The 24,128-nt window shown below is 66.1% G+C and carries 21 protein-coding genes; 8 read left to right on the top strand and 13 right to left on the bottom strand.

What is annotated here, in order from left to right:
* Nucleotides 1–20 precede the first annotated feature (20 nt).
* The gene (locus tag ACODR8_RS09260; protein WP_489006982.1) at nt 21–419 is read left to right on the top strand and encodes a DUF1489 family protein; all 399 of its coding nucleotides are present in this window, start codon (nt 21–23) and stop codon (nt 417–419) included.
* A 522-nt stretch (nt 420–941) separates the two neighbouring features.
* On the opposite strand, the gene ACODR8_RS09255 is transcribed toward ACODR8_RS09260, so the two are convergent.
* The 4 genes from ACODR8_RS09255 to ACODR8_RS09240 form a co-directional block, all read right to left on the bottom strand.
* Complete coding sequence (locus ACODR8_RS09255) at nt 942–2,339, bottom strand: UdgX family uracil-DNA binding protein (RefSeq protein WP_489006981.1); 1,398 nt, start codon at nt 2,337–2,339, stop codon at nt 942–944.
* A gap of 7 nt (nt 2,340–2,346) precedes the next feature.
* A complete protein-coding gene (locus tag ACODR8_RS09250) occupies nt 2,347–2,811 on the bottom strand; it encodes a hemerythrin domain-containing protein (protein WP_489006980.1) in 465 nt (154 codons plus the stop codon).
* A gap of 58 nt (nt 2,812–2,869) precedes the next feature.
* Entirely contained in the window at nt 2,870–3,217 is a 348-nt protein-coding gene (locus ACODR8_RS09245; RefSeq protein WP_489006979.1) for a hypothetical protein, read from the bottom strand.
* Nucleotides 3,218–3,304: 87 nt separating this feature from the next.
* Nucleotides 3,305–4,549 carry a putative DNA modification/repair radical SAM protein gene (locus ACODR8_RS09240; RefSeq protein WP_489006978.1) on the bottom strand — a complete coding sequence of 415 codons (1,245 nt, stop codon included), beginning with the start codon at nt 4,547–4,549 and terminating at the stop codon, nt 3,305–3,307.
* 77 nt (nt 4,550–4,626) lie between these two features.
* On the opposite strand from ACODR8_RS09240, the gene ACODR8_RS09235 reads away from it, so the two are divergent.
* Genes ACODR8_RS09235 through ACODR8_RS09225 form a run of 3 tightly spaced genes read left to right on the top strand, consistent with a single transcriptional unit; the run spans nt 4,627 to nt 9,845 of the window.
* Complete coding sequence (locus ACODR8_RS09235; protein ID WP_489006977.1) at nt 4,627–8,214, top strand: hydantoinase B/oxoprolinase family protein; 3,588 nt, start codon at nt 4,627–4,629, stop codon at nt 8,212–8,214.
* A gap of 45 nt (nt 8,215–8,259) precedes the next feature.
* Nucleotides 8,260–9,255 (top strand): MlaD family protein, encoded by a 996-nt coding sequence (locus ACODR8_RS09230; protein WP_489006976.1) that lies wholly within the window; start codon nt 8,260–8,262, stop codon nt 9,253–9,255.
* The gene (locus ACODR8_RS09225; protein WP_489006975.1) at nt 9,252–9,845 is read left to right on the top strand and encodes an ABC-type transport auxiliary lipoprotein family protein; all 594 of its coding nucleotides are present in this window, start codon (nt 9,252–9,254) and stop codon (nt 9,843–9,845) included. Before ACODR8_RS09230 ends, ACODR8_RS09225 begins: the two co-directional genes overlap by 4 nt.
* An 82-nt stretch (nt 9,846–9,927) precedes the next feature.
* On the opposite strand, the gene ACODR8_RS09220 is transcribed toward ACODR8_RS09225, so the two are convergent.
* The 7 genes from ACODR8_RS09220 to ACODR8_RS09190 all read right to left on the bottom strand — a co-directional run bounded on the left by ACODR8_RS09220 (nt 9,928) and on the right by ACODR8_RS09190 (nt 18,292).
* A complete protein-coding gene (locus ACODR8_RS09220; RefSeq protein WP_489006974.1) occupies nt 9,928–10,584 on the bottom strand; it encodes an ATP-binding cassette domain-containing protein in 657 nt (218 codons plus the stop codon).
* The gene (locus tag ACODR8_RS09215; protein ID WP_489006973.1) at nt 10,581–11,348 is read right to left on the bottom strand and encodes an ABC transporter permease; all 768 of its coding nucleotides are present in this window, start codon (nt 11,346–11,348) and stop codon (nt 10,581–10,583) included. The genes ACODR8_RS09220 and ACODR8_RS09215 overlap by 4 nt, the downstream gene beginning before the upstream one ends.
* Nucleotides 11,336–13,456: a RyR domain-containing protein gene (locus ACODR8_RS09210; RefSeq protein WP_489006972.1), complete on the bottom strand. Its 2,121-nt coding sequence runs from the start codon at nt 13,454–13,456 to the stop codon at nt 11,336–11,338. Before ACODR8_RS09210 ends, ACODR8_RS09215 begins: the two co-directional genes overlap by 13 nt.
* Nucleotides 13,457–13,464: 8 nt before the next feature.
* Entirely contained in the window at nt 13,465–15,018 is a 1,554-nt protein-coding gene (locus ACODR8_RS09205; protein ID WP_489006971.1) for a C1 family peptidase, read from the bottom strand.
* Nucleotides 15,019–15,048: 30 nt separating this feature from the next.
* Nucleotides 15,049–15,963 carry a hypothetical protein gene (locus tag ACODR8_RS09200; RefSeq protein ID WP_489006970.1) on the bottom strand — a complete coding sequence of 305 codons (915 nt, stop codon included), beginning with the start codon at nt 15,961–15,963 and terminating at the stop codon, nt 15,049–15,051.
* A 62-nt stretch (nt 15,964–16,025) separates the two neighbouring features.
* Nucleotides 16,026–17,657, bottom strand: a complete 1,632-nt coding sequence (locus tag ACODR8_RS09195; protein WP_489006969.1) for an SUMF1/EgtB/PvdO family nonheme iron enzyme — start codon at nt 17,655–17,657, stop codon at nt 16,026–16,028.
* Nucleotides 17,654–18,292, bottom strand: a complete 639-nt coding sequence (locus ACODR8_RS09190) for a hypothetical protein (protein WP_489006968.1) — start codon at nt 18,290–18,292, stop codon at nt 17,654–17,656. The genes ACODR8_RS09195 and ACODR8_RS09190 overlap by 4 nt, the downstream gene beginning before the upstream one ends.
* Before the next feature lie 190 nt (nt 18,293–18,482).
* Between ACODR8_RS09190 and ACODR8_RS09185 the strand changes: the two genes are divergently transcribed.
* Entirely contained in the window at nt 18,483–20,120 is a 1,638-nt protein-coding gene (locus ACODR8_RS09185; protein ID WP_489006967.1) for a caspase family protein, read from the top strand.
* 157 nt (nt 20,121–20,277) lie between these two features.
* On the opposite strand, the gene ACODR8_RS09180 is transcribed toward ACODR8_RS09185, so the two are convergent.
* Nucleotides 20,278–20,925, bottom strand: coding sequence for a hypothetical protein (locus ACODR8_RS09180; protein ID WP_489006966.1), 648 nt, complete (start codon nt 20,923–20,925; stop codon nt 20,278–20,280).
* Here ACODR8_RS09180 and ACODR8_RS09175 point away from each other — a divergent pair.
* The gene (locus tag ACODR8_RS09175) at nt 20,924–21,844 is read left to right on the top strand and encodes a toll/interleukin-1 receptor domain-containing protein (RefSeq protein ID WP_489006965.1); all 921 of its coding nucleotides are present in this window, start codon (nt 20,924–20,926) and stop codon (nt 21,842–21,844) included. The two genes, ACODR8_RS09180 and ACODR8_RS09175, sit on opposite strands and share 2 nt — an antisense overlap.
* Nucleotides 21,845–21,950: 106 nt before the next feature.
* Here the strand turns inward: ACODR8_RS09175 and ACODR8_RS09170 are convergent, their stop codons facing one another.
* Nucleotides 21,951–22,709: a class II aldolase/adducin family protein gene (locus ACODR8_RS09170; protein ID WP_489006964.1), complete on the bottom strand. Its 759-nt coding sequence runs from the start codon at nt 22,707–22,709 to the stop codon at nt 21,951–21,953.
* Between the two features lie 226 nt (nt 22,710–22,935).
* Here ACODR8_RS09170 and rpsU point away from each other — a divergent pair, with 226 nt between their 5' ends.
* Complete coding sequence (gene rpsU, locus ACODR8_RS09165; protein WP_006957190.1) at nt 22,936–23,142, top strand: 30S ribosomal protein S21; 207 nt, start codon at nt 22,936–22,938, stop codon at nt 23,140–23,142.
* Nucleotides 23,143–23,214: 72 nt separating this feature from the next.
* The gene (locus ACODR8_RS09160) at nt 23,215–23,778 is read left to right on the top strand and encodes an FKBP-type peptidyl-prolyl cis-trans isomerase (protein WP_294137780.1); all 564 of its coding nucleotides are present in this window, start codon (nt 23,215–23,217) and stop codon (nt 23,776–23,778) included.
* Nucleotides 23,779–24,128 lie beyond the last annotated feature (350 nt).

The following is a 24,128-nucleotide window of genomic DNA, read 5'->3' as shown; positions in this document are numbered from 1 at the left end:
GCCGTCCCCAGATCGCCGCCATGCCGCTGCACATCACCAAGATCGCCTTCCAGAGCGAAAGCCCCGCCACCTTAAAAGCCTGGCTGGAAAGCCATGCCGATGAAGCGCGGCTGACCACCCGCTATCTGCCCAAGCGGGTCGAGGAAATGGCGGGCGGGTCGCTCTACTGGATCCACGGCCACCGCATCATCGGCCGCAGCCCGATCCTTGGCTTCGCCGAAACCGGGCAGGGCCGCCACTGGATCAGGCTCGAACCGACGCTGATCCCCGTCCACCCCCTGCCAAAGCGCGCCCATCAAGGCTGGCGCTATCTGGCGGCGGAGGACGCCCCGCGCGATCTGGGCGAGGGGGAAGAGGATGCCACCGCGGCCATGCCAGCCGCGATGTTGGGGGAACTGGCGAAATTGGGGCTGGTGTAGAGGCGCGCGCGCCGCTTCCTTCTCCCCGCCGGGGAGAAGGATATGAAGCCTTGCCGCACGCAGTGCGGTTAGGCGCAGTTGGAAGAGGGGGAGCGTCCGCTGGCGACCATTTGTTGCCGCTTGGAGTAGATAGCTTGGTTTCTGAAAGCAGACACGAGACGACCGACCTGCTAATATAAACAGATGCAAAACCGAGAGCCATTTGATGCGTTAATGCATGAGGTCTGCGTTGAGCGAGGTTGGTGTGGAGCAGTCGTCAACGATCGGCCTTTGCATGTTACAGACTTCCTGCCCGCAAGCGGAACAGTAACAGCCGACCAGTTTGTGAATTGGCTATTTGAGGCTGATGGCGTCGATCCGAACGAGGATCGCACGAAGTGGCAAAGCCACATCGACGGGCTTCGTAATGCCTTTGTTCGTCACATGGGCGACGCAGTCGTTGATGTTGGGCAGTTTACAACGGCTATTAACGCCGGTTTCGCCCCCAAAGCAGCCTGTCCGCATCCACCCCATGCAATCCTTTCACCCCAACCCCCGCACCCGCTCTCCTACAAGGCGCAACTCCGCCGCAAACCGCGCCCGCTCCTTCGCCGCTTTGGCCGCGTCGGGCAGCCGCAGCAAATAGCTTGGATGCACCGTGACCCAGGCTTCCGCGCCGTCCGCCAGCGGGATCGCGGCACCTCGTACCTTGCCGATCGCCACCGCCTTGCCTAGCAGGGCGCGCGCCGCGGTTGCGCCCAGCGCCACGATCACGCGCGGACGTACGAGCGCCAGTTCCTGTTCCAGCCACCATCGGCACGCCTGCACCTCGCCCGTCTGCGGGGTCTGGTGGATGCGGCGCTTGCCGCGCGGCTCATATTTGAAGTGCTTGACCGCATTGGTGACATAGGCCCGCGCCCGATCCACCCCGGCCTCCGCCAGCGCGGCGTCGAACAATTGCCCCGCCGGACCGACGAAGGGCCGCCCGGCCAGATCCTCCTGATCGCCCGGCTGCTCGCCGATGAACAGCAGGGGCGCATCGACCGGCCCCTCGCCAAACACGGTCTGGGTCGCGGGGCCGTGTAGCGGGCAGCGGGTGCAGCCGCGCGCGTCCTCGCGCAGCGCGGTCCAGGCGGCCATCGCGTTGCCGGGCCGTTTGGCGGGGGCAGGGGCGGTGGCGATCATCGCTGCCTCGCGCGCCTGTGCGCCCGCGACCAGCGCGGGAATCAGCGCCGCTTCGGGCAGGTTGCGCCAATATTTTTTCGGCATTTCGGACAGCATCGCGCCCACTTTCAGCCGTGCGGGGTTGAAGATGGCTGCATAATAGCCCTTCCATATCTCCTCCACCGGGTCGTCCCCCGGTGCGTCGCCACGTGCTGCGCCTGGCCCCTGCGTCAACGTCTCGCCATCCCAGTGGATGCTCGCTTCCGGCGTCAGGATCGACCAGCGCATCGTCGCAAAGCGTCGCACGAAAAAGCCGGCATTGGCGCGCACGATATGCTGCTCCGGCTCGAACCAGGCGACAAAGCGCGTGCCGTCCGCATCCTCCAGCGCGCGAAACCGTACGAAGGCGCGCATCTTGTGGATATCGCGCCGCACCGCCTTGGCCAGCCCCTCGATCCGGCGGAGCAGCGGATCGGCCTTGTCCTCCATCGTGCCGGGCCGGTCGCGCAGCTGCACCAGCAGCGCGTAGAGCAGCGAAAAACGCTGCGGATCGCGATGCAGGATCGCGCTTTGTGCCAGATCGACAAAGGCGCGCGGCACCGCGAAAGCCGCCTGCGCCGCGACCGGCGCAGGCGCATCGCTGGCGAACAGGTCGCCGCTCTCGTCCCCGACCTGCCACACGATATCGACCGGATCGACCCCGGACAAAGCCAGGCCACGCGCCGCCGCCCGCCAGCCGTCAAAATCATCCGGGGCGGCCAGCGACGCGCGATACATGGCGTTTTTAGCTGTCAGCCTCGGCGCGGGCCAGTTCGGCGGGCTTGCGCTTGGCGAAGAGCGCCCCAAGCTTTTTCTCTTCGTCCGCTGTCAAATCCTCGGCGGCGGTCGGGAACATCTCTTCCTCTTCCTCCTCGATATGGTGGAGGTAGCGTTCCTTCATCTTCGCAAATTTCTTGCGCCACGCCTCGCCGTCGAATTTCAACTCGTCCAATTCTTCCAGATAATCGTCGATTTCCTTATGCTCGGACACGCTATGCTGCGCATCCTCGCGCAGGTCCGGGCGCGACAACATGGTGGCGTAGAGCGTTTCTTCCTCGGCCGCGGCATGAGCCGACACCTCGACCTTGAACTGGTCGAACAGCTTTTTCAGCCGGTCGGCATCGTCCTTCGCGTCCGCCATTTTGGCGAACAGCTGGCGATGCGCATCATGATCCTGTTTCAGACGGTCGAAAATCGTGGTGTTGGCCATGGCAATGTCTCCTCCAGATATGGGGAGGAGAACGATGGGACCGGCAAATGGGTCCGTGTCAGCTGAACAGGAAGCGGAAGATGATCGCGACTGGTATCCACAGCATCGCGCCGAGCAGGCTGGCAACCCACAACTGGAGCAGGTCGCGGCGGAACCGCAGCGCCAGTCCGCTGTGCGACAGGTCGCTTCGTTCCAGCATCTGCCAGCGTCGCTCCAGCCCGCGCGCCGCCACGGCAAAGCCGCCGATCGCGACGATGATGCCCAGATGCAGCACCAGCGATCCGCCCATCTTGGCGACGATGAATATCTGCAACAGGCAGAAGGTGACAAGCGCCGCCGCCAGATGCGTGCTGATGCGCTTTGCGAAGCCGACATTGCGGCTGCCCATGGCATGACTGTCGAACATTGCCGCCAAGACCCTGACCCCCTTGGATGACCTGACCCTGAGAGTTTCACGAACCATCCCCGCGATCAACCGCAAAATGCGTCTTTTTCATGAAAAAAGATCGAGCTGGGCGGGGGCAGGGGTCATCTGGCGACGCAGGTCCGCCTGATCGGCCAGTTGCACCGGTCGCCAGTCGCTGGCGATCAGGAAAGGCCGCAGCTTCTTGATCGACGTCGTCAGCCGCGCCACATCGTCCAGCCGCAACCGGCGATGGCGGCGGCTGGCGAGGATGCGGTTGACCGCCTTCACCCCCAACCCCGGCACGCGCAGCAGCATTTCGCGTGGCGCGCGGTTCACATCGACCGGGAAAATCCCGCGATGCCGCAGCGCCCAGGCCAGTTTGGGGTCGATGTCGAGCGGCAAGCATCCCGTCACCGGATCGGTCGCACTCGCCACTTCGTCGGCCGCATAGCCGTAAAAGCGCATCATCCAGTCCGACTGATAGAGCCGATGTTCGCGCAGCAATGGCGGCCGCTTGAGCGGCAATACGGCGCTCGGCGACGGGATCGGCGAAAAGGCGCTATAATAGACGCGGCGCAACCGGTGCCGGTCATAAAGGCTGCTCGCGCGGTTGATGATAGCGCTGTCGCTGGCATCGTCCGCGCCCACGATCATCTGGGTCGATTGGCCGGCAGGGGCAAAGCGCGGCGCGTGGCGATATTTGCGCCGCGCCTCGCCCATATCCTCCATCGCGCTGCGCATCCCCGCCATCGCGCCCTCGATCCGCCCGCCATCCTTTTCCGGGGCCAGCCGTTCCAGCCCCGCCTGGGTCGGCAGTTCGACATTGATCGACAGACGATCGGCAAACAGCCCTGCCTGATGCGACAGTTCAGGGTCAGCGTCGGGAATGGTCTTAAGGTGGATATAGCCGCGAAAATCATGCTCCTCACGCAGGCTGCGGGCCACCGCCACCATCTGCTCCATCGTATAGTCGGACGAAGCGATGATGCCCGACGAGAGAAACAGCCCCTCGATATAATTGCGCCGATAGAAGCTGAGCGTCAGGTCGACCACCTCCTGCACCGTGAAGCGCGCGCGCCGCACATCGCTCGACCGGCGGTTGATGCAATAATGGCAGTCGAAAATGCAGCTATTGGTTAGCAATATCTTGAGCAACGATATGCAACGTCCGTCCGGCGCATAGGCATGGCATATCCCCATGCCCTCGGTCGATCCGATCCCCTTGCCCCCGCGCGAATCGCGCTTCGTGGAGCCGGACGAGGCGCAGGACGCATCATATTTGGCCGCATCGGCGAGGATTTCGAGTTTTTGACGGGTGGATATTTGGACCATGATGTTCTTTATATGTTCCAATCATGTGCAAGTCCACGCTCTTGCCATCGGCCCGCCGCAGGGCCATCACCCGCGCCATGGACTGGCAATTTTGGATCGATCGCGGCGGCACCTTTACCGATGTGGTGGCGCGCGACCCTGACGGGCGGCTGCACACCGCCAAATTGCTGTCCAGCGACCCGGAACGCTATGCCGACGCGGCGGTGGAGGCGGTGCGGCGGCTGACCGGGGCGGGCGAGGGACCAATCCCACCCTGTTCGTTGCGGATCGGCACCACCATCGCCACCAACGCCCTGCTGGAGCGCAAGGGTGAACCGACGCTTCTCGCCATCACGCGCGGCTTCCGCGACGCGCTGCGCATCGGCTATCAGGATCGGCCAGAGCTGTTCGCCCGGCACATCATCCTGCCCGACCCGCTATATGCGCAGGTGGCGGAAATGCACGAACGGCTCATGGCCGATGGCACGGTGCTGACCCCACTGGACCAGGACGCGGCCCGCTCTGCGCTGCAATCGGCCTATGACAGCGGTCTGCGCGCCATCGCCATCGTCCTGATGCACGGCTATCGCTATCCGGCGCATGAACAGGCGATCGCTGCGATCGCCGCCGATATCGGCTTCACCCAGATTTCGACCAGCCATGATGTCGCCCCCCTCATTAAGCTGATCGGGCGCGGCGACACCACGTTGGCGGATGCCTATCTCTCGCCCGTGCTGCGCGCCTATGTCGATGGCCTGCGTGACGCGCTGGGCGATCAGGCCGACATGCTATTCATGCAGTCGAGCGGCGGTCTGATCGACGGCAGCCTGTTCCGGGGCAAGGATGCGATATTGTCCGGCCCGGCGGGCGGGATTGTCGGCCTTGCCCGCACCGCAGAGCAGGCCGGTTTCCGCGAAGTCATAGGTTTCGACATGGGCGGCACATCGACCGATGTGTCGCACTATGCCGGTGCCTATGAGCGCGACAATGAGGCGCGGGTCGCGGGCGTCCGTCTGCGCGCGCCGATGATGCGCATCCACACCATCGCGGCGGGCGGCGGCTCGATCTGCAGCTTCGTCGATGGCCGCTTTCGCGTCGGCCCGGAATCGGCGGGGGCGGTGCCAGGGCCGGCCTGCTACCGGCGCGGCGGGCCGCTCACCATCACCGACTGCAACCTGCTGCTCGGCAAGATCCAGCCCGATCATTTCCCCAGCCTGTTCGGCCCGAACGGCGACCAGCCGCTCGATCCCGCCGCGGCGCAAACCCGCATCGCCGCCATCTGCGCGCAGGTGCAGGTCGAAACCGGCCTCACCCTGACCGTGCGCGACGCCGCGCAGGGCTTTATCGCCGTCGCCGTCGCCAGCATGGCCAATGCGATCAAGCGCATCTCGGTCGCGCGCGGCCATGATGTGACGCGCTACACCCTCGCCAGCTTCGGCGGGGCAGGGGGGCAACATGCCTGTCTGGTCGCCGATGCGCTCGGCATGGACCGGGTGATGATCCATCCGCTGGGCGGGGTGCTGTCCGCCTATGGTATGGGGCTGGCCGATCGCCGCGCGGTGCGGGAGCGCACGCTGGCCTTGCCGCTCGACGCGCAGAATATGGCGCAACTCGATCAGGCGCTCGCCGTCCTCGCCGCAGACGCCCGCGCCGACCTGCCCCAGGCCGACCGGATCGAAACGCTGTTGCGGCTGCGCTATGACGGGACCGACAGCCTGTTCGATGTGCCGCTGGCGGACATTGAGGCGATGCGCGCCGATTTCCTGACCCGGCACAGCGCCCGCTTCGGTTTTGCCGGACAGGGCCGCATCCTCATCGACATGGCCCGTGTCGAGGCGATTGCCGACACCAGCGAAGCGATGAGCGCGATCGCCACCATCGCCGCGCAACCCGCGCCACCACTGGCTCATATCGACTATGCAGGCGAAACCGCCCCGGTCCACGACCGCGCGGGCCTTGCCCTCACCAGCGTCATCGACGGCCCAGCGCTGATCATCGATCCTGTCTCGACCACCGCCGTCGAACCGGGCTGGCGCGCCCGGCTCGACGCGATCGGCAATCTGATCCTCACCCGCCACACCCCACGCCCCGCGCCGCAGACCGGCGACGCCAGCACCGTCGATCCCGTCCGGCTCGAAGTCATGGGCGGGCTGTTCATGGCGATCGCCGAGGAAATGGGGGCCGCGCTTCAGAACAGTGCCTCCTCGGTCAATATCCGCGAACGGTTGGATTTTTCCTGCGCGCTGTTCGATGCGGCGGGCAATCTCGTCGCCAACGCCCCGCACATGCCGGTCCATCTGGGCAGCATGGGCGACAGTATCCGCACGATCATGGCGCGGCGCGGGACCAAGCCGGACGGGCAACCGATCGACGGACGCGGAATGCAGCCGGGCGACGTCTATGCCCTCAACGCGCCCTATGATGGCGGCACCCATCTGCCCGACGTCACCGTCGTCATGCCGGTGTTTACTGGCAGCGATGCCGCCCCGTCTTATTATGTCGCGGCGCGCGGCCATCATGCCGATATTGGTGGCATCACCCCCGGATCGATGCCACCGGGCAGCGTATCGGTTGAGGAAGAGGGCGTCATCCTCGACAATATGCTGCTGGTCGATCGCGGCATGTTTCGCGAAGCCGATATACGCGCGCTGCTGGCGTCGGGACCATGGCCCGCGCGCAATATCGACCAGAATATCGCCGATCTCACCGCCCAGATCGCCGCCTGCGCGCGGGGCAGTCAAGAATTGTTACGGATAAGTAATGATTATGGCCCGGCCACCGTCGCTGCCTATATGGCCCATGTCCAGGACCAGGCCGAAGCCGCCGTCCGCCGCCTCATCACCCGCCTGTCCGACGGCCAATTCAGCTACGCGATGGACAATGGTGCTATTGTCCAGGTCACTGTCCGGGTTGATCACGCGACCTGTTCCGCCACCGTCGATTTCACCGGATCGTCGGCCCAGCTTCCCGGCAATTTCAACGCCCCCGTCTCGGTCGTCCGCGCCGCCGTCCTCTACGTCGTGCGCACCCTGATCGACGAGGCGGTGCCGATGAATGACGGGTGCCTGAAGCCCATCACCATCATTGTCCCCGAAGGCTCGATGCTCCGCCCCCGCCATCCCGCCGCCGTGGTCGCCGGCAATGTCGAAACCAGCCAGGTCGTCACCGACGCGCTGTTCGGCGCATTGGGTGTCATGGCAGGCGCGCAGGGGACGATGAACAATCTGACCTTCGGCAATGCCCGCCACCAATATTATGAGACGATCGCGGGCGGCTCCGGCGCCGGTCCCGACTTCGACGGCGCGGCGGTGGTGCAGACCCATATGACCAACAGCCGCCTGACCGATCCCGAAATCCTCGAAACCCGTTTCCCGGTGCTGCTGGAAGAATTTTCGATCCGCCCCGGCTCCGGCGGGCTGGGCTTTCACAAGGGCGGCGACGGCGCGATCCGGCGCATCCGTTTTCTGGAGGATATGACCGCCGGTATTCTCTCCAACCGCCGCATCGTCCCGCCCTTCGGCGTGGCTGGCGGCGCGCCGGGTAGCCCCGGCCGCAACGCGATCGAACGGGCGGACGGGCGCATCGAACCGCTCGGCCATACCGCTACCGCGAATATGCAGGCAGGCGATATATTCGTCATCGAAACCCCCGGCGGTGGCGGCTTCGGCCCATCCGATCCTGCTTGACAAGACCCCCGCGCGGGTCTGTTGTGACCGGCAGGGGAGGGGTTGATGACGCCGGACGCAGCAACGCAGATCAGATGGGGCGTCGGGGCCGCGATCCTCGCCGTCGCGCTGGTCGCAATACTGGCGCTGGTCCCTGATCCCTTCTTCCGCCAGCGGGTCATCGCCACGACGCTCGACGATGTCGAGGGTGTTTCCCCCGGCGTTCAGGTCTATTTTCGCGGCGCCCCTATCGGACAGGTTCGCTCGGTCGAGCTGGATGGTGCCAGCCGCACCTTCGCGGTCCATATGGGCGTGGCAAAGGACTGGCGGCCATCGCCCTGCGCCTTCGCCACCGTTGCCGCCGCCAATCCGCTGACGGCCCCGCGCATCGAACTGGTCGCGCTGGAAACCGCCACCACCCAATGCGCCACCGCCCGCCGCGCCTATGGCTGCGACAGCATCGCCGGGCCACAGAGCGCAGACGCCATCGCCGGATGCCGCCGCCCCGCCGACCTGTTCGAAACCGCCTCGATCGCAATCGGCGAAGCCGCTGCCGTCGCCCGCACCGCCAACGCCATGGCGCAGCGGCTGTCCACCATGTTGCAGGGCGATGGATCGGGCAGCGCGGTCGACATGGCGCAGGTCGCCCGCAACGCCACCGAAACCCTCGCCGCCCTGAACTCGCTCAGCACCCAGCTCGACCGAAGCTTCACGCCGGGGCAGGGCGACATTGCGCTGACCCTCTCCCACGTCCGCAAGGCGACCGGCCGCGCGTCGGAAATCGACATCGCCGCATTGAACGGCATCTTGCGCGAAACCCAGGCGATGGTCGCGCAGAACCAGAGCAGCATCGCCGGACTGCTGGCCGAAGGGAAGGGCAGCGCCAGCGAGGCGCGGATGATCCTCGAAGGCGCCTCCGCCTCGCTGATCGCCACCAGCGCCAATCTGGAACGCACCAGCGCCAGCCTTGGAAACCTCAGCGAAAGGTTGGCGGGCGACCCGACCTTCGCGATCCGGGGCCAGCGCTACGCCGATCCGCCACCGCCGGGAGGAAAGAAATGATGCGCCTCGCCTCGATCCTCTCGCTCCTGATGCTCCCGGCCTGCGCCGCGCTGAAGGGTGGCGACGCCCCTGTCACCATGCGTGTTTCGCCTCGCTTCACCTCCGGCCCGGTCCAGCCTGCGCCGACGCTGGCGGTCGCCCCGGTACAGGCGCGAGGCCTCAGCGGCGGGCTGCGCTACGCCTATGTCGATGCCGCCACGCCCGGCGAAATCCGGCAGGCCGCGACCCTGTTCTGGGAAGAACCACCCGCCACCATGCTCGCCCGCGCGCTGGTCGCCGGGCTGCGCACCCGCTTTGCCGCCGTCACCGGACCGGACCTGTCGCTCGCCGCCGACCGCCGGGTCGTGGCCACGCTCGACCGGTTCGAGGAAGTGACCGGCGCTGGCGTTGCTGAGGCTGTCATCGCCTTCGACGTGACCCAGGTGGCGCAGGGCAAGGCGGTCTGGACCGGCCGCTATTGCGCCACCCGTCCGATCGCCTCGGCAGCAGGCACGGCACGGGCTGCGGCATTTCAGGGCGCGATCGAGCAGGCGGTCGCGGCCTTTGTAGAGGACGCCGTATCGGGCAAGGTCACGGCCGCGCCCTGCTGAACAACCCCGCGTGTTCCCGCGCAGGCGGGAACCCAGTCCGTCCCTCTGAAATGGATTCCCGCCTGCGCGGGAACACGCGGCGTCACACCAACCGCCCAGCCTCCAGCCGATACACCCGCTCGCACAATCGCCCCGCCAGCGCCGCATCCTGTGTCAGCAGCAGCAGCGCCCGGCCATGTGGCACGATCCGCCGCCGCACCTGTTCCTCCAGTGCCGCGCCGCGCGCATAGGCGCCCTCGAACGGCTCGTCCAGAATCAGCAGGTCAGGATCACGCATGAAGGCGCGCGCCAGTTCCGCCCGCCGCCGCTCACCGATGGACAGCATATCGGCACGGATGCTCGCCGCCTGCTCCAGCCCATATTCCAGCAGCAGCCGGTCGATCCGCCGCCCGGCCCGCGCGTCGCGCCCGCCGCCGCGCCCCAGCGCCAGCCGCATATTCTCCTCGACGGTCAGATCGCCCAGCAACGACCCGCCCTGCATCGCCAGACCGCACCGCGCGCGCAACAGGCGGCGCTGGTCCGTATCCGCGCCGTCCAGCGCAACCCCCATCAGCCGCACCGTGCCGCTACCCGGCTCCGCCAGCCCGACCGCCAGCCGCAACAGCCAGCCCTTGCCCGACCCGCTTTCCCCCACAATAGCAACCCGTTCGCCCTCGCTGATGCGCAGGTCGATCCGGTCCAGCAGCCGCACTCCGCCCAGCACCAGACTGACGCCCTCAAATGCCAGCAATGCGCTCATGCCAAGGCCGTCCACACCACTGCGGCGGCAAAAATCCCCAGCAGCCCGGCGGTAAAGGCAGTGGTCGCGCGGCGGCCAATGTCGGCGGGCGATCGCACCGCCTTGGCCCCCACCGCGCCGCCCACGCCAAAGGCGATCAGCGCATAGACCAGCACCTTGCCCATGCCGGTCAGCATCGCGCCCGCCGCCTCGTGCGAAAAGGCAAAGCCCGCCCATTGGGCCCAGTCGATATTGGCCATCAACCCCAGCGGCAGGGCGCAGCCGACCAGCGCGGCCAACCCTGCCAGCATCATATGGATCGGCACCGACAGCAGCACCGCGACCAGCGCCGGACCTAGCGCATGGCCGACCGGATCGCGCCCCAGCGCCTCCAGCGCGTCAATCTCCCGATTGAGCGACATCGCCCCCAGCCGGGATGAGAGCGCCACCGACACGCTGCCCGACGCAAACAGCCCGACCAGCAACGGCACGATGTCGCGCAACAGCGTTTCCGCCAAAGCCGCCTGCACCGGAATCTGCGCGTTGTACAATGCCAGCAGCCGCGCCGCGCCAATCCCGGCGATCATCCCCGCCAGCGCGGCGAGCGGCAACAGGGTGCGCAAGGGTCGCCACACATGCAGCGGCAGGCCATCGGCCAATTGCCGCTGCGCCAGCCGGTCGCCCGCTACCAGCCGACGCGCCATGCCGCGCGCCGCGCGCCCGATCAGCCACAGCCCGGCCCCCAGCGCGGCAAATATCTTGCGGCTGCCCCTCAGCGCGCCCATGGCGCCCGGACGATCGCGCCGTCGCTGCCCAGTTGCACGGCGCGATTGTCCTCCATCGGACCCGGCGTCAGGATCAATTGCGCATCGGGCAGATGGGTCGGATCGGCGACTGCATCGATGCCGTCCGCTGCCCGCACCAACTTCGCTGCGATCCGCGCGTCGCCGCCATGGAGCCTGTCGATGATCGCCTGGACATGGCTGGTCAGCCTCAGCTGAATCAACTGCCCCCGCTCATGCAGCCCCCCCATCATCGCTCGCGACCAGTCATCGGCCAGATCACCCGCGAACAGCGGCACCCGATCGGGGTAATGGACGTCCAGAGCCGCCAGCAGCGCGCCCGGATCGGGCGGCGCGCTCTCCCCACCGGGCAAGATCGCCACGGTCAGCACCCGCAATGCCCGCCGTCCCGACGCGCCCAGCAACCGCGCCATGATCCGCACCTGCTCCCGGTCCAGATCCTTGATCGCCTCGCTCAAATCATCATAGGGAATAATGTCGGGATGCAGCCGCTTGGCATCGTCGCGGACCGCGCCGAACGTCCAGCCCTGCACCAGCTTGGCCGCCATCCAGCGGTCATGCTCGGCGCGCGACAATTCCTCCAGCTCGTCGGGCGTCAGCAGCAGCGACGGCCCGCTGCCCTCGACCAGCCGCGCGCCAATGTCGCGCAGCTTCAACTGGTAGCAGTCGGCGACCAGCCGGTTATCGTCGCGGAAGGATTCGGGCAGATTGTCCCATTCCTGCATCGACGCCCGCACGCCGATCCGCTCCCCTTCCGCAAAGCGGCCCTCCAGATAGAAATCATGGATCGACCGGGCCAGCGCATCATGCCGATCCTGCAACAGCATGTCGGGATCGGCTAGATCGGCTAGCGCCCCGAACGGTAAAATCCCCGCGCCCAGCCGCGCGTCATGCCCGCCATTCATCCGCACATGGATGGGCGGCGCGACTAGCGCGGCGGCGCGATAGCGCGCATCGACGGCCAGCGCGATCGCCAGCGCCCGGTCATCCTCGCCCGCATCGATCAGGATCGCGACCGGCTCACCCTGCGCCGCGACATGCAGGTCGATCAGCGCGCTGATCCCTGCCGGATCAGGCCGCGCCTCGACAAAGCGCACAGGCGACAGGCTGTCCGCCCCCGGATTGCGCGCCCGGAACCCCGCCTCAGCTATCGCCGCATCGGCCAGATGCATGAAGAAGGACGGCTTGCCCCCGTCGCGATAATGGCCGCCTGCCAGCGTCCGCAGCACATAGCGTTCGACCAGCGGGGTAAAGCCGATCACCAGCACCCCGCGCCCCGTTTGTCCGGCGCGACTGAAACCGTCGATCGGCCGGGCCAACGCCAGCTGCCTTGCGGCTATGTCGGGCAGCGCCGCCAGCCGCACCCGCGCCGTCTTGCGGTCGCCCTGCTCGAAACGCTGCTCGACGCTGCGCCGCAGGTCGAGGTCATCGACCCGCAGGATGACGTCCAGCGGATCGCCAGCGGCCCGCACCCGCGCCCCCTGCCCCATAACGGCAGAGGCCAGCGCGATATTGGTCCGCGCTTCGCGGCTCAGCAGCAGCACGGCCCGCGCCTTGTCCAGCGCCAGTGCTTGCACGCTGTCGTCCGTCTCCGCCTGCTCGACCTCCGCTGCCCCAGCCTCGATCGCGTCGGCAACCCAGACAGTGCGCCGGTCCCCTGGCCACAGCAGCACCCGCCGCCCCTCATCCAGCGCGCCCGTCGCTGCCTGCGCCGCCAGCCCGCTATCGGCGTCGCCCGCAATCACCAGATGGTCGCCCCGCGCGCGAATCACCGCCAGCCGCCAGGGATTGCGCAACTGCTCCCACGCCAGCGCGACGGTGGACCAGAAAGTCAGCAGCGGCAGCGCCCAGCGCGCGATATGCAGCGCGACGGGCAAATCGCGTCCCTCCAGCGCCTGCGGGAAATTGCCGACGATCAGCCGCAGCGACCGGAACGCATCCTGCGCCAGGGTGGAGGCGATCCCGGCCTGCCCGTAGGCCTGCGCAAAGCCCCATGTACCCAGCAGGAAAGCGACCCCCATCGCCCCGAACCGCACGATCGGCGCTACCGGCGGCAGCCTTAGTCCCTTGCCCTGCTTGCCCCCGCGCATCGTGGCGGTCAGTTGCTGGTGTGCAGGCGGACGAAGGCGGCGGACACGCCGTCACCGGGATGGCTGACCAGCTTGGCGCGCAGCCGCGTCAGAAATTGCCGTTCGGTGCCATTGACCACCTCATCATCGCCAAACAGCGGCTTGTCGGACGCCAGCGCGACGATCAGTTCCGGGCCGAAGGGCGGGGCGACGGCATAGCGTTGCGCGGTCTTGGACAGGCCGATCATCACCTGCCGCACGCCCTTGCGATCGGGTTCGGGATGGCCGCGATGCAGTTCCACCGCGCTGCCATCGGCCTGTAGATAGATGATGCTGAGATAAGGCCGCGCCGCCGTGGTGGTCGCGCTGACGCCGAAAATCTCATTCTCCTTCATCGTCACCGGATCGCCCTCACGCGGCGTGCCCGCTTCGGTCAGCGCCGCGATCCGCGTCCCCGCGCGCGCCAGTGGTGCAGCGAGCGTCAGCGCCGCCTCGCATTGCGGCCAGGGCAAATGACGCACCTCGAACCTGGTTTTGGGGTCCGCCTTCAAAGCGGCTTCGCGCAAGGCGGCGATCGCATTCAGGTCGCCGGAAAAGCCCGATACTGCGCCGCCCTTAATATTGACGGCCCCACACGGCATCGCGGCGGCCTGTTCACTCACCATCTGCGCCGCGCTCTTGGGCGCAGACGGCAGCGTACCGGGCGCTGCCGGGACAACCGGCGCTTCAAGCGAATAGGCTTCCCCGGTCAGCAGCCGGAAGGTCGCATAGTCGATCCAGGCATAGCCCTTGTCGCCCCAGATCGGACCCCAGCTGTTCATGATGCGCAGCGCCTGCCGCTCCTCATCATAGCCCACGATCGCCATGGCGTGATAGCTGGCCTTGTCCGGCTTGTCGGCACGGGCATAGATGCCATTGCCCCGATGCGCCTTGAAATCGGCAGGCACCGGCATGGCGAAGATCACCGGCGCGCCACGCGCCAGCGCACCCTTGACGTCATCCAGGATGATCGGCGTGCGCCAGTCATCCTTCACCTCGCGGTCGACCGCGCGCCAGTCGAGCAGGCGATAATTGCCCGCCTTGGCTTTCAGCGCTTCGGGCGCGGGGATCGCGCATTTGGTCATATCGTCTGGGAAGTCGGCCAGGCTGACCGTCCCCTCATTCTTGAGCAATGTCAGCGCCTGGACGATGCTGATCGTCCCGCTGCACGGCGATCCGGCCGGGCGCAGCCGGTTGTAAACATAGGCCGGGCTCATCTGGTCGGCGGGGGTGGCGGGCTGCACAGCCTTGTCGCGGAAGTTCAGGAATGTGCGCGCGGCATAGGTGGTCGCCCAGGCGACGCAATTGGGCTGCGGTCCCTGCGATCCGGGCGGCGGATAGGCGTTGGACAGGTCCACCCGCTTGGGCAGATAGGCGCGAAACCGCCCCTGTTTGGGCAGTTTCGCATACTCTTCGGGAGAAACGGGTTCTGCGCCTGTCATGAACTGCGGATCGTCCGCCTCCTGCGCCGACAGCGCCGAAAGGCCGACCCCCGACAGCGCCAGCAATGCCGCAACACCCCAGCTTCTGGCCCCATGCGTCATCGCCCGTTCCTCCCCTTGGATGTGCCGCTTTTAGAAGCGATAGCCGATGGTCAGCGTCACCGCGTCATAATCGAAATCATGCGAAAAGCTGCTCGTGCCATGGGTGTAGATCAGGCCGATGCGCAGTTGCTCCGCCTTGCTCTTCTGTTCCGCCTCGCGGGTACGGACACCGATGCTGAGCGCCGCTTCATGGACATTTTCATAGGATTGCGGATCGTCGGTCAGCTTGGTCCAGGTGTAGCTGGCGCGCAGCGATCCCTGCCGCCCGCCGAACATCCGCCCCTTGAACGGCAGCTGATAGGCCACGCCATTGCGGAAGGTGAAGACATTTTCCTTCAGATAGAAGGCCGGATCACGCCCCAGACCCCAATCGGTGGTGGTGGACCAGCCGATCATATTACCGATGGTCAGGTCGCCGCGCCCGACCTGTGCGATCTTGTAGCGGCTGCTGGCCGACACGGTGATCAGGTCGCTGCTGGTCGATCCGAAAAAGGCACCCGCGTCGGTGACGCCATAGGCGATGCGCGGGGTGATCAGCCAGTTGGGCTGGACCGGTATCTCGATCCCGGTGGACAGCGTCCCCATCGTCGCGGTCGCGCCATTGTTGACGTGCAGGACGTTCAGCACCGGGTCGATCAGCACGCGCGCGCGGCTGCCCTCGAACGGGCGCAGCGCCTTTTGATAGCGCAGCTCGTAGCGCTGGCCTTCATTGCCATAGGCACCCCAATAGGTGATCGCCGCGCCGATCGTATCGGCATCCCCCTCCATGTCGAAACCGGGCGTGTCCGGGTCATCGTCATAGTCCAGATCATTAAGGTTCAGCGCCGTGGTCACCGCGCTATGTTGCAGGCTGTTGGGACTGCCCACCGTCGCCAGATAGGGCGCCGCCTGCGCCATCCCCGGCACAACTGCCATCAGTGCCGCCGTCGCCAGATATTTCTTCATTGTCTCACCCCTGTTGCGGAACCGGCTTCCCTGTCCGGTTCCTGACCCTCATTGAAAAACTGTCAGGACGCGCCGAGTATCTCGTCCGGGTCCAGATCACGTACGACCCGCAGTCCGGCATCCTGCCGTCGCTTGGATGGCGCAACGGTGAAGCGATTGGCCGATCGCAGCGCATCGGGCGCGCTTTCGAACGATCCCCCACGGATCACGCGCGTTCGGCACGACTGGTCGGTGCAGCCCGACGTCCATTCCCACACATTGCCTTGCATCTGGTTAAGGCCAAAGGCGTTGGCGGGGTAACCGTTCACGCTTTCGGGATAGCCGCGATAGGGCGCGGTATCCGATCCGCGATAGCGGGCGGTATGGTCATAATTGGCCTGGCTTGGGCTGATGTCATCGCCCCACGGAAAGGCGCTCGGCGTGCCGCTCCGGCTGGCATATTCCCACTCCGCCTCGGTCGGCAGGCGATAGGTGCGCCCGGACTTGACCGTCAGCCAGGCCAGAAACGCCTGCGCATCCTCATAACTAATGTCGGTCGCCGGAATCAGCGGATTGGGATTTTCCTTCGCCCAATTGCCCAGCTTCGTGCAGGCATTGTCACGCACACAGCCATTCCATTCCGCGATCGTCACTTCATAGACACCGATCGCAAAGGGCCGTTCGATCCGCACATTGGCCTGCACCGGCTCGTCACTGCCGCGTCCCGGCTCGGACGCGGGCGACCCGAACGGCGTGGTGCCGGCGGGGATGGCGCGCATCCACGGGCAGTTGGCGCAATCATAGAAACGGTCGTTCGCCGCCCGGTCGCAGGAAATGAAGCAGGGCGGCGCGCCTTGCAGGCCATAGTCGAAGGTCGGCTTCTGGAAATTCTTGCCAGACGACAGTGCGACCCGATCCGATACGCGCTTCAGGGCATCGGCAATATTCTGCTGCGGGCGGCGGATTTCCTCCGCCAGCACCTTGGAAAAAATACCATCGTCGAATGCGAACTGGTCCGCGCTGGTGGAAAAAGCGACCAGATAGCCCTGGTCGGGCCGGATCGCAGCGGCAGGCGCGCGCACCATCCGGCGCAGCCCCTTGCTCCCGGCCAGCTCGCCCACGGCGCTCGTCTCGACCCCAGTCTGGTCGGCGATCATCTGCGCCAGCGAGGGCGGCGGCGCGGCCAGCACATTGCGGCACATGTCCAGCACGATCAGCATCGTTTTCGCGCCCGACCCCAGCAGGTTGCGGGTCAGCGCGGCGCGGGTCAGCGTCGCCGTCTCCGCCGTCACGTCGCGCCCGGCATCGACCGGCAGCAGCATTACATCGCCATAGCTGCCCAGCGCCGCGCCATGGCCGGAAAAATAGAGCATCCCGAACGCCTTGGGTCCGGCGGCGGCCAGTTTTGCGCGAAAATCAGCGATTGCGGCCAGCATCGCGTCACGCGACAGGTCGCGGCGCACCTGCACCGGTCCCTCGCCGCTCGCATCGACAAAGCCGGTGGCGTTGAGCGCGGTGGTGATCTTGTCGCCATCGGCATAGGTGGACGCCAGCCTGTCGAACGACTGGTAGGCGCCATTGACGATCACCAGCGCCAGCCGGGGTTCGTCCGCGGCCTGCGCCGCCCCGCCGCCAGCCAGCAGCGCGACCAGTAGGCCCAGCGCTGCCATGGCGCGGAACAGGGGCGCGAGAGACAAAGCAGCGCGCGCGATCATTTCGTGGCCTTGCGCGGCGCGAATTCCACTTGAGTGACGATCTGGTCGACCGCATCGACATGCAGCACTGCGTCATAGGCGCGCGCGGCCTTATACGGTTCGGCCGGACCGCCGCCGAACAGCTTGGCGAGGAAGCCGCCAAGGCCGCGCCCCTTCTGGCAATAGGGACTGACCGTGACCATGCCGCCGCTCTTTTCAACCTCGTTCAGCCAGGCACCCAGCGGCGCGGGCGCTTCATTGGCGACCGGATAGGGCGAATCGAGATCGACCACGACGGTCTTGCCCCGCCTCAGCGCGCCTTTAAGCGCGCGGTCGAACCGGGCAGGATCGGCAAAGCGGAGCGTGGGCTTGGCCACCGGCCGGTTGCAGGCTTTCAGCACGGCGGGTGCAGGAACGGGGACTGGCCGCGCGCCGACGGGATCTGCCGGGCGCAGCTTCACTGGCGCAATCGCATTGGCCGCAGGTGGCTTGGTCGCGGGAGCGGCTTGTTGCCCATTCGCAACAACGTTCGCGGGCGGCGCTTCGGGGGCGATGATGCGCACGCCGCGTGCCGCCGCGCCATCGGTCGCGTGGCCCGGCTGATCCTGCGGCGGTGTCGCGGGTGGGTTGGCCTGCGCCAGCGCGGCAGATGCCATGCCCAGCAAAAGTCCCGCAGAAGCAATGGTTAAGAAGCTTCTGACTATTATCATCGTTCCCCCCTGAGTCATGATATAGTTATTGCTCCCCCAACCATTATGAGATTATGGGGTTATGACTGAACAGGCAACAAAAAAGCGCGGGAGATTCCAAGTGGCGAAGGGGCGTCGTGGACTCTGGGCAACAGTATTGACGACTTTTGTCACAATATTGATATGTCCTTCGATCGCCAAAGCCGAAACACGCGCCCTGCTGGTCGGCGCCTGGCAGTTCCGCTCGTCCCTGATCATGGATCTGGCCGGTCCCGAAAATGATCTCCAGGCGATGGAAACAGTGATTCGCGGTCAGGGTGCCAGCGATGTCACAGTGTTGCGTAATGACGGCGTCAGTCGCACCACGGTTGAAACCGCGCTCCATGCTTTGGGGCTTCGCTCTAAACCGGGTGACTGGATCTTCCTTTATTATACCGGTCATGGCGCACTGGCCGAAGCCAGCGTCAAGGGGACGCGCGACGGCGATACCGACCAGTTCCTGCCGCTGCCCGGTTTCGATCCCGACAGCAAGGACGCCGAACGCTTCATCGTCGACAAGGATTTCTACACCTGGCTTGCTCTTTATGTCCCCCGCGGGGTGCAGGTGCTGATGATGGCCGACACCTGCCATTCCGGCACATTGCACCGCTCGGTCGATCCGCGCGCCATGGGCATGACCCCGCGCCTGACGTTGGGCGGGCGCAATGTCGAGCTGGGATCACGCCCCGCCCCGCGTTTCGCCAGCACGCTCGCCTCGGTCGAGGGCGCGGCGCTCACCGCCACGCGGGATGATCTGCCCAACCTCTTCTATATCAGCGCCGCGCGTGACGATCAGGTCGCTTGGGAAAACGCCCTTCCGGTCGAGGGCGCACCGACGCGCGGTTTCCTCACCTGGTCGTTCGAGCAGGGGCTGACCACACCGCGCGCCGATGGCAAGGGCATGGCGGCCGATCAGGATGGCGATGGCAAACTGACCATCGGCGAACTGGGCACCTATCTCAACGTCCAGGTCCGCATGTTGAGCGGCCAGCGGCAGGAAAGCAGCAGCATCATTCCGCCGGGCCGCGAAGGGCAGGGGCTGTTCGCCACCGTGCCGCCGCCGCCAGCGCCTCCGGTCGCCCCGCCGCTGCCGGGCCTTTATGTTGCCGACGTCAAAGCGCGCGCCAGCGTCACCGGCAATGACCATCCGTGGCGCATCCTGACCGACGGCAAGGGCGCGGATTTCGTCTGGGACACTGCCCGTCACGCCATGCTCCGCCGCACTGGCGACATGGTCGCGCAAAATGTCAAAACCCTGCCGCAACTGCGCGGCGTCATCGACAAATGGGCCGCGATTGAGGCGCTGCGCCCGCTCCTGTCGGAACAGCGCACGCGGCTGATGGTCGGTCCACTCGACAATGGCGCGCGCTATCCGTCCGGCGCGCCGGTCACGCTGGCGCTGGCGCAGCAGGGGACCGCTCAGTCAGTTACCGCCCCCCAATATGCCACCGTGTTCAACATAGCGTCGGACGGCACCGTCCAGCGCCTCTTCCCATCCGCGCCCTCGGATGGCGACGGTCGCCTTGCGCCGGGCCAGTCGCTCCCCGTCCTCGAAAGCCAGGTCATCGCCCCCTATGGCGCGGACCATGTCGTCGCCCTGGTGACGCCCCAGCCGCCCGAAGCCTTCCGGGTCCTGTTACGCACGGTCGAAAATCAGCGCGCCGCCGCCCGGCTGGTCGCGCCGATCCGCGATCTGCTGGCCAAGGCGCAGGGGCAGGCCAGCCTGTCGATCGGCGAACTTTATACCGGCAACTGACGCGATGCCGATTTCAATTACCCTTTTGGCGAAATGCGCGAAAGAGCGCATTTCGGTTGCCGCACCGGCCCACGCCCCCACCCGACCGCCCATTCAGGATATACTCTGTGGGCGGTCGGGTGGGGGTGTGGGCCGGTGCGGATGCGCCAGTAGCGCCTCAATTACTCAAAATCACCGTCCGGCTCTTGGCCGCGCTCTTATTGCCGATGTCGATACGATATTGCCCCGACGCGCGCGGCGTCACGGCGCAGACCGGCGCATAATCGGCATTATCGTCCAGGCACAATTGCTTGCCCGACGCATCGAGCAGGCGGATATACATGCTGGTGCCGATGTCGCCGATCGCGCCGATGCGCAGCGGTTCGCCACCCTTGGCCGTCACGGTGAAGCGATAGGCGTTGCGCGCGCCGACATCCTGCACCCGCCGCACCAGCCCCTTGCCGAACGCCGACTCCGTTACGCCGCGCCCCGCCGCCGACTGGGCCAGCCGGATCTGCAACAGCAACGCCTGGTCGTCGCGCGCGAGCGCCTTGGCCTCGGCAAACAGCGCATCGGGCGAAAAGGCCGCGTCGCCCTCCGCCGGAGTCGCGCCATCGGTCATCGGCACTTGCTTGAGCATCCGCGCAGCGGTCAGCATCGCATGGGGATCGCCCTCGCGCCTGGCAAAGTCGGCGACCTGCCGCGCGGCAATCGCCTGCGCGAAGGGGTCGGCGGGTGCCTTGGCAACTGGTGCCGCGTCCTGCGCCATCGCCCCGCTGGCCACCAGCATCATCGCCCCACTTGCGACTAGGATTTTGCGCTTCATGTCCAACCCTTTCAGCAAGATCATCTCCATTCCCGTGGATACTGCCGCCATGGTCGGAAAGCCAGTGCTGAGCGGTGGCGCGGACCTGGCCAAACAATTGACCGCTCTGGTCGGCGGGGCGGGGGCAGGGCGCTATGCCGCCTTCATCAGCTACAGCCATGCCGATATGAAGGTCGCCCGCTGGCTGCACCGCGCGATCGAAAATTATCGCGTGCCAAAGGCGCTGGTCGGCACGCCGGGCGATCGCGGCCCGATCCCCGCCCGGCTGCGTCCGATTTTCCGCGATGAGGATGAGCTGGCCGGGGCCGCCGAACTCGGCCCCAAATTGCAGGGCGCGCTCGCCCGCTCCGACGCGCTGATCGTCATCTGCTCTCCAAGCGCGGCCCGATCGGTCTGGGTCGACAAGGAAATTCGCAGCTTCAAGACGATCAACCCGGACGCTCCGGTGTTCGCGCTGATCGCGGCGGGCAAGCCGGGGGATGTCGACACCGACTGTTTCCCCGCACCCCTGCTGTTCGCGCTCGACGCCAATGGCGAACTGGATCGCAGCCAGCCGCTCGAACCGCTTGCGCCCGATCTCCAGAAAAATGACCGCAACATCGTCAAGCTCAAGCTGATCGCCGGACTGCTCGGCACCCCCTATGCCAGCCTCTACCGCCGCGACCAGCGCCGCAGCCGCCGCATCGCCGCCGCGCTCGGCGCCTTCGCCTTCCTGCTGATCGTCGTGCTGAGCGGCCTGTCGATCGCCGCCTTCACCTATGCCCGCATGGCAGTGCAGCAGCGGAACGAAGCGCAGGCCGCGCGCAAACTGGCGGAAGAAAATGCCGACAAGGCCGAACGCCGCGCCTGGCTGGCCCAGGTCGCCGCGCAGGAGGTGCGACGGCTGGCGGATGAGGGCGCGAGTTGTCCGCGGCCGTGAAACCACCAACCTCCGTTCGTTTCGAGCGAAGTCGAGAAACGTCGCGCGCAGGTTTCTCGACTGCGGACGAAACAAACGGCGTGGGGGGCATCCACTCTCGCTCTCCCTAATCCCGCCAACTCCGGTCCGCCCGGTCGATCACCCGCACCATCGCCTGAAAATCCGGTACGCCCGGCCCGACCGGCAATTGCACCCCGGCCAGATCGCGCTGATGCACCGCGATCACGTCTGCGCTCAGCTCCACCGGCGTCCCCGCCGCCCCGGCCGCCACTTGAATCTCGCAGGCGCGCTGGAGCATCCATTGCTTCAAAAAGGCTTCGGGCAGGCTTTCCGCCATCACCAGCGTGCCGTGGTTGCGCAGCATCATCACCCGCCTATCGCCCAGATTGGCGATCAGCCGCTCGCCTTCCTCGCCGCGAATCGTGACGCCCTCAAAATCATGATAGGCGATCCGCCCGGCAAAGGCGGCGGCGTAGAAGCTGATCGGGCGCAGCCCTTCGACCGTGGCGCTCACAGCCATCCCCGCTGTCGTATGGGTGTGTATGATGCAATGGGCGTCGGGCAAATGGCGATGAAACACGCTATGCTGGACAAAGCCCGCCCGGTTGACCGGATAGGGGCTGCCGTCCAGCACCGTGCCGTCAATGTCGATCTTGACCAGGTTGGACGCGGTCACCTCATGATAACCCAGGCCAAACGGGTTGATCAGGAACGCGCTGTCCTCGCCCGGCACGCGCACGGTGATGTGGTTGTAGATGAGTTCGGACCAGCCGAGATGGTCGAATATGCGGTAGCAGGCGGCCAGTTGCTGGCGCGCCTCCCATTCGGCGGGGGATATGTCGGGGCGTTTTGCGGCGCTGGCCATGGGCGATCCTCTCTTATATAGTGGCAAATATTATCCACCTTCCGCGCACGTAAGTCTAGAGCGCGGGCTTTAGGGTTGAATTGCCGCGACTCTGCTGGTAGGGCGCGCCCCACACGGCGTAGGGTGACCTGCGACGACTCACAGGCTTTGCTATTGCGACGGGCTGTCGGGACGGATTGGAAAATCCCGGCAAAACGCTCGTTTTCGATTGGAGATTGACGGACTTATGCAGATCATCGTTCGCGACAACAATGTCGACCAGGCCCTCCGCGCGCTCAAGAAGAAGCTGCAGCGTGAAGGCGTGTATCGCGAAATGAAGCTGCGTCGTCACTACGAGAAGCCCTCGGAAAAGCGCGCCCGTGAAAAGGCCGCTGCCGTGCGCCGTGCCCGCAAGATGGACCGCAAGCGCGCCGAGCGCGACGGCGCGAAGTAAGCGCCGCCGGGGCGGCCTGCGCCGTCCCGCTTTCCTGCTGTCTGCCCGCTCATAATTGCGAGAAGCTTCGCCATGTCCACAACGGCCGTTCCCCTTCGTCCTATCGCCAGGGGGTCTTTGACGCGCCTCTGGATTGGTGTCGCTGCGCTTGCGCTGGCGGCTGGCGGTCTGGCCTGGGCCGGGCAGCAGGGCATCGAAGCCTCGCCGTCCACCTTCATGGCGCAGAATGCTGATGCTGACGGCGTGATCACCACGCCATCGGGTCTGCAATATCAGGTGTTGACCGAAGGCACCGGACCCAGCCCGACCACCGCCGACGTGGCGCTGGTGGGCTATAAGGGTACGCTGCTCGACGGCACCGTGTTCGACGAAAATCCGCAGGCACCGATGCCGATCGACGGCGTCGTCCCCGGCTTCTCCGAAGGCCTGCAAAAGATGAAGAAGGGCGGCAAATACCGCCTCTGGATCCCGCCGCAGCTTGGCTATGGCGATCAGGCGGCAGGGCCGATCCCCGCCGGCTCGATCCTGATCTTCGACGTCACCCTCCACGACTTCAAGTCGCGCGCCGAAATCATGCAGATGCAGCAGATGATGCAGCAACAGCAAGGCGCAGCCGGTGCCCAGCCGCCCCGCTAAGGGCGCGCAAAGCCGAATGAGAAAAAAGGGGCCGCCAAGTCGGCCCCTTTTTTGTGCGCTGGATAGGATGACGGCGAGAAGCAACACGCCCTTCTCCCCTTGGGGGAGAAGGATACGAAGCCTTGGCGACGAAGCCGCCTAGGCGAAGTTGGATGAGGGGGATCGACGCGAGTGGCGCGCGCCCGCGTGAGGCCGTGACACCCTCACCCAGCTACGACTAAGGCTGCAAGCAGCCAAGTCTACGCAGCCCTCTCCCTCAAGGGAGAGGGGTAGGGTACGTCCGCTAACGACCAATGCACGAACCCGCTCCGCGGGAGGGTCGCTTGGGGTGACGTAGCGTAGTATTGTTC

Source organism: Sphingobium sp. FG58, from assembly GCF_057809055.1.
This window is presented reverse-complemented; position numbering and strand designations above follow the sequence as displayed.

Bases quoted from the DNA above. Each gene is read 5' to 3' on its own strand.
- ACODR8_RS09260 (WP_489006982.1), top strand. From the start codon at position 21: ATGCCGCTGCACATCACCAAGATCGCCTTCCAGAGCGAAAGCCCCGCC.
- ACODR8_RS09255 (WP_489006981.1), bottom strand. From the start codon at position 2,339: ATGTATCGCGCGTCGCTGGCCGCCCCGGATGATTTTGACGGCTGGCGG.
- ACODR8_RS09250 (WP_489006980.1), bottom strand. From the start codon at position 2,811: ATGGCCAACACCACGATTTTCGACCGTCTGAAACAGGATCATGATGCG.
- ACODR8_RS09245 (WP_489006979.1), bottom strand. From the start codon at position 3,217: ATGTTCGACAGTCATGCCATGGGCAGCCGCAATGTCGGCTTCGCAAAG.
- ACODR8_RS09240 (WP_489006978.1), bottom strand. From the start codon at position 4,549: ATGGTCCAAATATCCACCCGTCAAAAACTCGAAATCCTCGCCGATGCG.
- ACODR8_RS09235 (WP_489006977.1), top strand. From the start codon at position 4,627: ATGGACTGGCAATTTTGGATCGATCGCGGCGGCACCTTTACCGATGTG.
- ACODR8_RS09230 (WP_489006976.1), top strand. From the start codon at position 8,260: ATGACGCCGGACGCAGCAACGCAGATCAGATGGGGCGTCGGGGCCGCG.
- ACODR8_RS09225 (WP_489006975.1), top strand. From the start codon at position 9,252: ATGATGCGCCTCGCCTCGATCCTCTCGCTCCTGATGCTCCCGGCCTGC.
- ACODR8_RS09220 (WP_489006974.1), bottom strand. From the start codon at position 10,584: ATGAGCGCATTGCTGGCATTTGAGGGCGTCAGTCTGGTGCTGGGCGGA.
- ACODR8_RS09215 (WP_489006973.1), bottom strand. From the start codon at position 11,348: ATGGGCGCGCTGAGGGGCAGCCGCAAGATATTTGCCGCGCTGGGGGCC.
- ACODR8_RS09210 (WP_489006972.1), bottom strand. From the start codon at position 13,456: ATGCGCGGGGGCAAGCAGGGCAAGGGACTAAGGCTGCCGCCGGTAGCG.
- ACODR8_RS09205 (WP_489006971.1), bottom strand. From the start codon at position 15,018: ATGACGCATGGGGCCAGAAGCTGGGGTGTTGCGGCATTGCTGGCGCTG.
- ACODR8_RS09200 (WP_489006970.1), bottom strand. From the start codon at position 15,963: ATGAAGAAATATCTGGCGACGGCGGCACTGATGGCAGTTGTGCCGGGG.
- ACODR8_RS09195 (WP_489006969.1), bottom strand. From the start codon at position 17,657: ATGATCGCGCGCGCTGCTTTGTCTCTCGCGCCCCTGTTCCGCGCCATG.
- ACODR8_RS09190 (WP_489006968.1), bottom strand. From the start codon at position 18,292: ATGGCATCTGCCGCGCTGGCGCAGGCCAACCCACCCGCGACACCGCCG.
- ACODR8_RS09175 (WP_489006965.1), top strand. From the start codon at position 20,924: ATGTCCAACCCTTTCAGCAAGATCATCTCCATTCCCGTGGATACTGCC.
- ACODR8_RS09180 (WP_489006966.1), bottom strand. From the start codon at position 20,925: ATGAAGCGCAAAATCCTAGTCGCAAGTGGGGCGATGATGCTGGTGGCC.
- ACODR8_RS09170 (WP_489006964.1), bottom strand. From the start codon at position 22,709: ATGGCCAGCGCCGCAAAACGCCCCGACATATCCCCCGCCGAATGGGAG.
- rpsU (WP_006957190.1), top strand. From the start codon at position 22,936: ATGCAGATCATCGTTCGCGACAACAATGTCGACCAGGCCCTCCGCGCG.
- ACODR8_RS09160 (WP_294137780.1), top strand. From the start codon at position 23,215: ATGTCCACAACGGCCGTTCCCCTTCGTCCTATCGCCAGGGGGTCTTTG.